The organism is Lactobacillus sp. UMNPBX15, assembly GCF_002553785.1.
In the GTDB taxonomy this organism is placed as follows: domain Bacteria; phylum Bacillota; class Bacilli; order Lactobacillales; family Lactobacillaceae; genus Lactobacillus; species Lactobacillus crispatus.
In genome coordinates, this window is sequence record NZ_PCYV01000027.1 from 22,681 (window position 1) to 32,075 (window position 9,395).

6 protein-coding genes and 1 pseudogene are annotated in these 9,395 nt (G+C 39.1%); 5 read left to right on the top strand and 2 right to left on the bottom strand.

Features of this window, described 5'->3' with window-relative positions; genetic code table 11:
- The 4 genes from mnmG (at nt 1) to CP366_RS07395 (ending at nt 7,911) form a co-directional block, all read left to right on the top strand.
- Nucleotides 1–1,899: a tRNA uridine-5-carboxymethylaminomethyl(34) synthesis enzyme MnmG gene (gene mnmG, locus CP366_RS07375; RefSeq protein WP_035442900.1), complete on the top strand. Its 1,899-nt coding sequence runs from the start codon at nt 1–3 to the stop codon at nt 1,897–1,899.
- A gap of 368 nt (nt 1,900–2,267) precedes the next feature.
- Nucleotides 2,268–4,076, top strand: coding sequence for a pyruvate oxidase (gene spxB / locus CP366_RS07380; protein ID WP_089147839.1), 1,809 nt, complete (start codon nt 2,268–2,270; stop codon nt 4,074–4,076).
- 770 nt (nt 4,077–4,846) lie between these two features.
- Nucleotides 4,847–6,250, top strand: coding sequence for an NADP-dependent phosphogluconate dehydrogenase (gene gndA / locus CP366_RS07390; protein WP_013087092.1), 1,404 nt, complete (start codon nt 4,847–4,849; stop codon nt 6,248–6,250).
- A gap of 101 nt (nt 6,251–6,351) precedes the next feature.
- Entirely contained in the window at nt 6,352–7,911 is a 1,560-nt protein-coding gene (locus CP366_RS07395) for a ClC family H(+)/Cl(-) exchange transporter (RefSeq protein WP_023487811.1), read from the top strand.
- A 109-nt stretch (nt 7,912–8,020) separates the two neighbouring features.
- Here the strand turns inward: CP366_RS07395 and CP366_RS07400 are convergent, their stop codons facing one another.
- Nucleotides 8,021–8,446 (bottom strand): ImmA/IrrE family metallo-endopeptidase, encoded by a 426-nt coding sequence (locus CP366_RS07400; protein WP_061205013.1) that lies wholly within the window; start codon nt 8,444–8,446, stop codon nt 8,021–8,023.
- Complete coding sequence (locus CP366_RS07405) at nt 8,424–8,795, bottom strand: helix-turn-helix transcriptional regulator (RefSeq protein WP_005721887.1); 372 nt, start codon at nt 8,793–8,795, stop codon at nt 8,424–8,426. Before CP366_RS07405 ends, CP366_RS07400 begins: the two co-directional genes overlap by 23 nt.
- Nucleotides 8,796–8,978: 183 nt before the next feature.
- Between CP366_RS07405 and CP366_RS07410 the strand changes: the two are divergent.
- Nucleotides 8,979–9,395, top strand: a pseudogene (locus tag CP366_RS07410) (IS982 family transposase); the annotation flags it as partial.

Below are 9,395 nucleotides of genomic sequence, written 5' to 3' on the forward strand. Positions count from 1 at the left end.
ATGGTTAAAACATATGATTCAAATGAATATGATGTAATCGTTGTCGGTGCTGGGCATGCTGGATGTGAAGCTGCGTTGGCAAGTGCCCACATGGGACAAAAAACTTTGCTGGTTACGATTGGTTTGGATATGGTGGCCTTTATGCCATGTAATCCATCTGTTGGTGGACCAGCTAAAGGGACAGTTGTCCGTGAGATTGATGCTTTAGGTGGTCAAATGGGAAAGAACATTGATGCTACCTATATTCAAATGCGGATGTTAAATACGGGTAAGGGGCCAGCTGTGCGTGCGCTACGTGCTCAAGCTGATAAGTGGCAATATCATGAACACATGAAGGATACGATCGAAAATACGCCCAACTTGACCTTGCGTCAGGCTATCGTGGATGAATTGGTAGTTGAAGATGGCGTCTGCAAAGGTGTGATTACCAATACTGGTGCGAAGTATCATGCTAAAAGCGTTGTTTTGACTACAGGTACAGCGGCTCGCGGTAAAATTATTATTGGGGAATTGACTTATTCTTCAGGTCCAAATAACACTACTCCTTCAATTAAGCTGTCGGAAAATCTAGAAAAGTTAGGTTTTAAGCTGCGTCGTTTTAAAACCGGTACTCCTCCACGTGTTAACGGCAATACAATTGACTATTCTAAAACTGAGGAAGAACCTGGTGATAAAACCCCACGGCACTTTTCATATGAAAGTCGTGATGAAGATTATTTACAAAAACAAATTTCTTGTTGGATGACTTATACTAATCCAACCACACACACGATTATTAGAAACAATCTTGACCGTGCACCGATGTTCTCTGGAATTATCAAGGGTGTAGGCCCACGTTATTGTCCTTCAATTGAAGACAAAGTTGTCCGCTTTGCAGATAAGGATCGCCACCAAATTTTCCTTGAACCAGAAGGAAAGACTACCAAGGAAGTTTATGTAGGCGACTTTTCAACTTCAATGCCAGAAGAAATTCAATTAAAGATGATTCATTCTGTTGCGGGATTAGAACATGCGGAAATGATGCGACCAGGATATGCAATTGAATACGATGTGGTTGAACCATGGCAATTGAAGCATACTTTGGAAACCAAAAACGTAAAGCATTTATTTACTGCAGGCCAGATGAATGGAACATCAGGTTATGAAGAAGCAGCTGGTCAAGGTTTAATTGCAGGAATTAATGCGGCATTATCTGCTCAAGATAAGCCAGGATTTACCTTAGGCCGTAACGATGCTTACATTGGCGTGTTAATCGATGACTTGGTAACCAAAGGGACGAATGAACCATATCGTCTACTTACTAGTAGAGCAGAATATCGTTTGATTTTACGCAATGATAACGCAGACTTGCGTTTGACTGAATATGGTCATGATCTGGGCTTAATTTCTGACGAACGCTTCGCACGATTTGAAGAAAAGAAGCATGCGATTGAAGATGCAAAGACGAGACTGCATGAAATTACGGTTCATTTAACTGATGAAGTGCAGGAATTTTTGCAAAGTATTGGTCAGGAACCGATGAAGGCCGGTGTTAAGGCCGATGTTTTCTTGCGTCGCCCTAATGTTACTATTGCTGATATTGAACGGTTAACTGGTGAAAAAGTTCCAGGCGATCGTTACGTTAAAGAACAAGTTGAGATTGGTATCAAGTATGCTGGCTATATCAAGAAAGAAGAAACCAGAATTGCTCGCTTAAAGAGACAAGAAGCCAAAAAAATCCCAGCAGATATTGATTATGACCAAATCGAAGGTTTAGCTACTGAGGCACGGCAAAAATTTGAAAAAATTCGTCCTGAAACTTTAGCTCAAGCAGAACGAATTTCAGGAGTTAACCCAGCTGATTTGGCAATTTTGAGTGTTTACATTCAAAATGGGCGTTACTCTAGAGTGAAAAAGTAGAATAGCACAAAAATAGCGTAGGAATAGTATTCTACGTTATTTTTATGCGCAAAATTATAAAATAACGTTTTTCTAAATTGGATAGCTATGAAATAAATTGTAAAAAATTTTTTCTTAAATTTTTACTATAAGTAACAATGAATATACATAAAATAAGTGAAATTTAGTATAATAATGTTCATCAAATCACAATATAAAACGCTACCATTCAGCTTTTTGAGATATTGAATTTGGTAAAGTTTGTGAAATTATTATTATCATAAAAGCGTTTTCATTTGCGTAATAACGGTGATTTTATCGGTTTGCAAATGTGAAAAAAAGTGTTTTAATACATTATGAAAGAACAAAAGTTAAGGAGATGCACTTATATGACAAAAATTAATGGTTCTGATGCAATGCTTAAAGTTATTTACGATTGGGGAATTGATCATATCTACGGTTTCCCAGGTGGTTCATTCGACTCAAGTATGAACGCTATCTATGACTTTAGAGATAAGATGAAATTTATTGAAGTACGTCACGAAGAAGCTGGTGCTTTAGCTGCTTCTGCAGAATATAAGTTAACTGGTAAGTTGGGTGTATGTTTCGGTTCAGCTGGTCCTGGTGCTGCCCACTTATTCAATGGTTTGTATGATGCTAAGTTTGACAAGACTCCAATGGTAGCAATTGTTGCTAACGTTCCAACTAGCCGTCAAGATATTGACTTCTTCCAAGCTTTTGATGAAGACAAGTGGTTCTTGAACGCTAGTGTTTGGTGCCGCCAAGCTAAGACCGCTGAACAAATTCCAATTTTAACTGATGAAGCTATCCGTCAAGCCTACGCAAGAAAGGGTCCTGCAGTTATCATTATTCCTAAGGACTACGGTTGGCAAAAGATTGATGACACCTTCCGTGTAAACAAGGATGCTCATCCAGCAGACAATTATCCAGCACCAACTAAGGCTTCAGTTGAAGAAGCTGTTAAGCTTTTGAAAGAAGCTAAGAACCCAACTATGTACATTGGTTTAGGTGCAAAGGATGCTGGTGAAGAAGTTAAGGAATTTGCTGAAAAATTCAAGACCCCTATTATGTCATCATACTTAGGCAAGGGTGTAGTAGAAGACAAATTCCCAGCATACATGGGTACTATCGGCCGTATCGGACCTAAGGCTGCTCAAGAAGTCCAAAGCGCAACTGACTTAGTTGTTTGGGTAGGTAACAACTCACCATTCTCAGTTTTATGGTTCCCTAAGGATGCTAAGGTTATTCAAATTGATGTTGATTCAGCTAAGTTTGGTAAGCGTCACTCAACTGATGTCTCAATGCTTGCAGATGCTAAGAAGGCTTTGAGAGCAATTATTGACGCTGGTGAAGAACGTAGCGAATCACCACTTTACAAGGCTGCTATTGCAGACCGTGAGAACTGGGATGCATGGCAAGCAAGCTTTAAGAACTCAGATGAAATGCCTGTACGTCCTGAACCAATCTGGGATGTTATCAACAAGAAGGCTGATGACAATGCCATCTTTGCTATTGATGTTGGTAACGTTAACGTTGACTCATGCCGTCTTTTGAACTTGCATGATGATCAAAAGTGGACTACTTCAGGCTTGCACGCAACTATGGGTTATGGTGCTCCAGCTGCTCTTACTGCAGCAACTGTTTACCCAGACCGTGAAGTATGGCAATTAGCTGGTGACGGTGGTTTTGCTATGATGAACCAAGAACTTCTTACTATGGCTCGTTACAACATGCATATTTTGAACATCGTCTTCACTAATGAAACTTTGGGTTACATCCAAGCAGAACAAGAAGATGAATCTAACCAACCATTATCTGGTGTTATTATCCCTGATAACGACTGGGCAAAGGTTGCTGAAGGTATGAATGTTAAGGGTGTAACGGTTCGCACCAAGAAGGAATTCGAAGATGCTGTCGACGAATTCAAGAAGATGGACGGTCCAATGTTGATCGACGTCAAGTACACTCACGAAATGCCTTACTCAACTGAATTGAACTCACTTGACGACCCAGCCTTTGTTAAGAAGTATGAAGCTGAAGACTTGAAGCCATTCAGTTACTTTGCAGAAAAGTACGGCTTAGAAGCTGACGCTGCAACAGGTGCATCTCAACATGAAGAATCAGAACCAGAAGAGGATCCTGCTCCTGATACGGTTTCAGGTGCTTCACAACACTAATTTGGTTGAGTAATTATAAAGAAGCGAGACGTTTGTCCTGCTTTTTTGTATGGGAAAATATTTCCTGGGAAATAGCCTCATTTTATATACGATTTTAAATATAAAATAGTCTGTTGGCTAGTAAATAGAATACAGATGCTTATAATAGACAGTGTTGGATATGAATTAATGCTTATTAGCCAATAAGCACTATGTGTAAAAAGATGCTAAATTATGAAATCTAAAAAAGCTCTAATTGGTTTACTTGCTACTGCTTTACTTCAGCATCGTCTGTCACTGCCAACGCTGCAGACAACAGCAATTCAACTGCAGTAGCTAAGTTTGATAAAGCTATAACAATTAAAAATATTCCTCGACTTAGCAAGTGGAGCTACATTGTAACTGTAAACTCCGATTCTCAACCTATTTCTGTGGGCAAAGATAGTTATCAAAAATGCTATTAGAAAAAACGAGTATGACTTTAATTTAGCTGTTAAAGCAGCCAAAAAGCTAAAGGGTCAACAATGTAAATTTGTTCTAGCATCTTTAAAACAGGCTAAAAAGGATGGATACATTACCATTAGCATTTAACATTTTACTTTGGGGTATTGATCAATAAAAGTAATATTTCCTAGGAAATATTACCGAGCAGTGTGTGAAACACTTTTACCCAATAACAAAAAAATTATTAACTAGATTTTAAAAAGTGGAACCTTTTGGTTTCGCTTTTTTGCGTGCTAGAACGTATAATAATACTTGATGAACTTTGATTAATGGAGGAATTAATAAACATGCAACAATTCGGCGTTATTGGTTTGTCTGTTATGGGCAAAAACCTTGCTTTAAATGTTAGAAACCACGGCTTTTCCGTTTCAGGTTTCTCAATCGACAAACCAGAAGTTGATGCTTTCGCAAAATATGAAGATGATAAATTAAAGCCTTGCTACACCTGGGAAGAGTTCGTAAACTCACTTGAAAAGCCACGCAAGATTTTGATTCAAATTATGGCAGGCGATCCAGTGGACCAAACTTTGCAAAAATTGCTGCCGCTTTTGGATAAAGGCGATATTTTAATCGATGGTGGTAACTCAAATTATCACGATACTAACCGTCGTTTCCACGAAATGGAGAAGCATGGGATTCACTTTATCGGTATGGGTGTTTCCGGTGGTGAAGAAGGTGCTTTAAATGGCCCAGCTTTGATGCCAGGTGGTGACGAACCAGCTTATAAGGAAGTTGCTCCAATTCTTGAAGCTATTGCTGCTAAGAATACTGAAGGCAAGCCATGCGTATACTACATGGGTCCTGAAGGTGCTGGTCACTATGTCAAAATGGTGCACAATGGTATCGAATACGGAATTATGCAAGAATTCTCAGAAGTTTACAACTTGCTCCGTGACGTTGCTCACAAGAGCGATGATGAGATGTCAGAAATTTTTGATAAATGGAATCATGGTAAGGTAGAAGCATATCTTAGCGAAATCACTTCAAAGGTTTTGGCACAAAAAGATGATTTAACGCCAGATCACGTAATCGATCACATTTTAAACGTTGCTTCATACAAGGGTACTGGTAACTGGATGCTCGAAGATGGTGTTGCACTTGGCGCTCCTGTAACGGTGGTAGCCGAGGCTGTAATGGCACGTTTCATGAGTAAGCAAGCACACTTGGTAATTGAAAAGGGCGTTAAACCAACTAAGTTTGAATACAATGGTGAAATCCCTGATGATATGGTTGACGTGTTCGAAAAATCATTGCAATTAGCCCAAGCTGTCGCATATGCTCAAGGTTTCCAACAATTAACTATGGCTGCTGAAGCTTATGATTGGGACTTAAGATACAAGTCAATTGCTCAAGATTGGGAAGCAGGTTGTATCATTCGTTCCGCAATGCTTAAGGATATTGAAAAAGCCTATGACAAGAACGGCAAGCTAATGAACCTATTCCAAGACGATTATTTCCGCGGCTTGATGAAGGAAAACTTGCCAGCTTTGCGTAAGTCAGTTGAATTTGCTACTAAGTGTGGTGTGCCAACTCCAACTTTGAGCGCAGCTCTTAACTGGTTGGAATCAATCTTTAATCCAAACTTGCCAGCTAATATGATCCAAGGCCAACGTGACTACTTCGGTGCGCACACTTACCTTAGAAATGATCGTGAAGGCGTCTTCCACACCGAATGGTATGAAGAAAAATAATTAGTTTCACATGAAACAAAAAAGTCAGTTAGAACATTTCTAGCTGGCTTTTTGTTGTACAATAGTTTGTGACACGTTTTTTTATTGTGAGGGAGAAAGTAATGAAAGACGAGGCAAACAGAACTAATATTAAACTGTTGCTCCAAGCACTACTTGTCGGAATATGTACCGGCGTAGTAGTTGGTTTATTTAGATTTGGAATCGAAAAGACATCTGGTTTTTGGTTATACTTGTTTCAATTAGCGCACCAGAATCCGTTGTGGTTTATTGCGATTATCATTGGCTTTATTGCGGTAGCGGTAATTGCTGGTTATTTTGTTAAACAATATCCCCATGTTGGTGGTTCTGGTATTCCAGAAGTAAAATTGCAACTGCAAGGGAAGCTATCACTACAATGGTTTCCAATTTTATGGCGGAAATTAATCGGTGGAATTCTCGTGATTGGTACAGGACTATTCCTAGGACCAGAAGGGCCATCATTGCAGTTAGGCTCAACAATTGGGCAAGGTGTTGCTCAGGGATGCAAGCAGAACAAATTAAAAACTAGAATTCTGCTTGCAACAGGGGCTTCAAGTGGTTTGTCTGCCGCTTTTGGCGCTCCTTTGAGTGGTGCCTTGTTTGTCTTAGAAGAAGTATTCCATAACTTTTCACCATTAGTTTGGATGAATGCTTTAGCTGGCGCAATTGCTTCAAACTTTGTCGTTTCAAACTTGTTTGGCATTCGTCACGCCCTAGCAATTCAATATAACTATTCATTTCCGATTTCGTTGTACTGGCACTTGCTTATCTTAGGGATTTTATTAGGCTTATTGGGTCATTTATATAAAGTTGGTTTATTTAGTTTAAAGAAGGTCTATGCTAAAATCACCTTTTTGCCCCGTTGGCTTCATGGCTTGATCCCCTTGGCAATTTTGATTCCGATCGCTTACTTTTGGCCACTGATTACGGGTCCAGGTAATCGATTAATCTTATCTTTACCTAACATGATTACTAAAACTGGTTGGGGGCTAGTCGGCCTTTTGGCATTCTTTTATGTCATGAGAATTGTTTTCTCCATTGTTGCTTATGATTCAGGTCTTCCCAGTGGTATCTTCCTGCCAATTTTGACAATGGGCGCTTTGATTGGTGCAACTTATGGACTGATGATGGTACAGTTAGGCTTGTTACCGCAGCGTTTAGTAGTTAACCTAGTGATTTTTTCAATGGCAGGATATTTTGCAGCAATCATTCGTGCACCATTTACGGCGATTATCTTAATTACTGAGATGGTAGGGTCCTTGCTTCACTTGATGCCATTAGCTGTGGTGGCCTTCATTGCGTTATTAGTTGATGAACTTCTTGGCGGTAAGCCTATCTACGGGCTTCTAGCAGCCGCTATGGACAAGAGTAGTGACCATAAGGCTAACTATACTGGTCAGGCTGATACAATGGCTCTGCCGGTCTATGAGAGCAGTAGACTGGTTGATAAAACCATTTCTGAGGTTCAATGGCCGGTTGATACTAGGGTGAGAACTATTCACCGTGATGGGGATGAAATTATTCCTAATGGACAGACAATTATTCGCGGTGGCGATATGCTTATTCTAGAGTTTGATTCAAGTCAACGTGGCGCAGTTTATAGCAAGATGAAGGACTTGCAAGGCGTTGAACTGGATGGATAGAAAAAATCGTTACTCAATTGAGTAGCGATTTTTTGTTTAATTGGATTTTAAGTAGTGTAAAAACTAATGCTAAAACTTTTAGTAATCAAATAAATATAGAAGTTGATGGTTAAGCTGCTCGCTTAAATATCTCTTTAGTTGCATCAGCTACTCGATTTGGTATCCCGTATGCTTGCATAAATAAACCTGGATCTTCGAAGCAGTCACCCATTTTGCAGGAGTAATTATAGATTAGCTTTATTGAAAAGATGTCTGCTGGACTTTCTTCGGAACTCTGTTCTGTAAAAGTGATATATTGACGAGAATCTACTTCACCATTAGTCAGCATAATGTGACCAATCTCATGACCTATTGAAAATGGTACTTCTTCTTGATGATGCCAATTAGTATTAATGACAGCGAATCTATAGTTCTTTAAAGAAATGGATGGGTAAGTTGGATTTACTTCAACTAATTCAACCATAATATCACGTTTTTTAGCATAGGCTAATAACCAGTCTATGAGTTTTTGTTTATTCTGATCTGCTGTTGTCATGTCGTTTAATAAGTCCTTTTTTGATATCACGTTCCATAAGTTGACGAACTATGTTCAGGTAGTCTTCTGGAATAGTGTAGCCATGATAGAAATATGGTACTTCACCATCAATAGAAATACCACCAGTTTCATCACCTTTAGGTGATGGGCTAGGATTGTTTGTCTTACCACTTAAATAATCGGCTGACGTATGTAGTACATCTGCGACTGCATTAAGTGCATCAATTCCCGGTCTTTGATTCTTCCAATTATAGATGGAATTTCTACCTAAACCTGCCTTGTCATTTACTTCACGGAGATTCATTTTGTATTTTTTTGCTAATTCTTTTGTGCGCTCTAACTCAATCATACCAAGCCTTTCATGAATATTTGTTCGAAAAAAGTTAGCTTTTTTAGCTTTTAGCTGTTGACATAATTAGTTAATTAGCTTGTAGTACGCGTGGTGCTAGTTAAATCGTTTTAGTTAATAAAAAAGTCCAATTAGACTAGACTCAAGTTGTAAGTAATTTAAATAGAAAAGAGTCTGATCTAATTGAACTATCTCAAGCTTAAGCGTTTTTCTCACCATTTACAAGTTAGTTTTAATCGGTTAAATGTGATTTGTCGCTCGCTATATAAGCTTTATGCGCCTGATGGACTTAAACATCGTAAAAATGTTGATCAGACCAAGCTTCCTGATAGTTCTATCTTAGCGATGCTCATTTGGCAAACTGAAATTGGGATTGAGTCTCAACGAAGATTTTGTAAATTCTTTGTTGGCTTGTCTCATTCTCGCTTTAATCGGCGAGCTCGGATGCTCTTGCCTCTAATTCGTTGTATCCGTCAGGCTTGGAATCAAGAAGTAAAAACAGCTGGAGAATTTTTGATTATTGATAGTTTCCCAGTGCCAGTTTGCCAGCCTGTTCGCAATTATCGTGTCAAGATCTTTCGGGGCGTAGCTGATATTGGT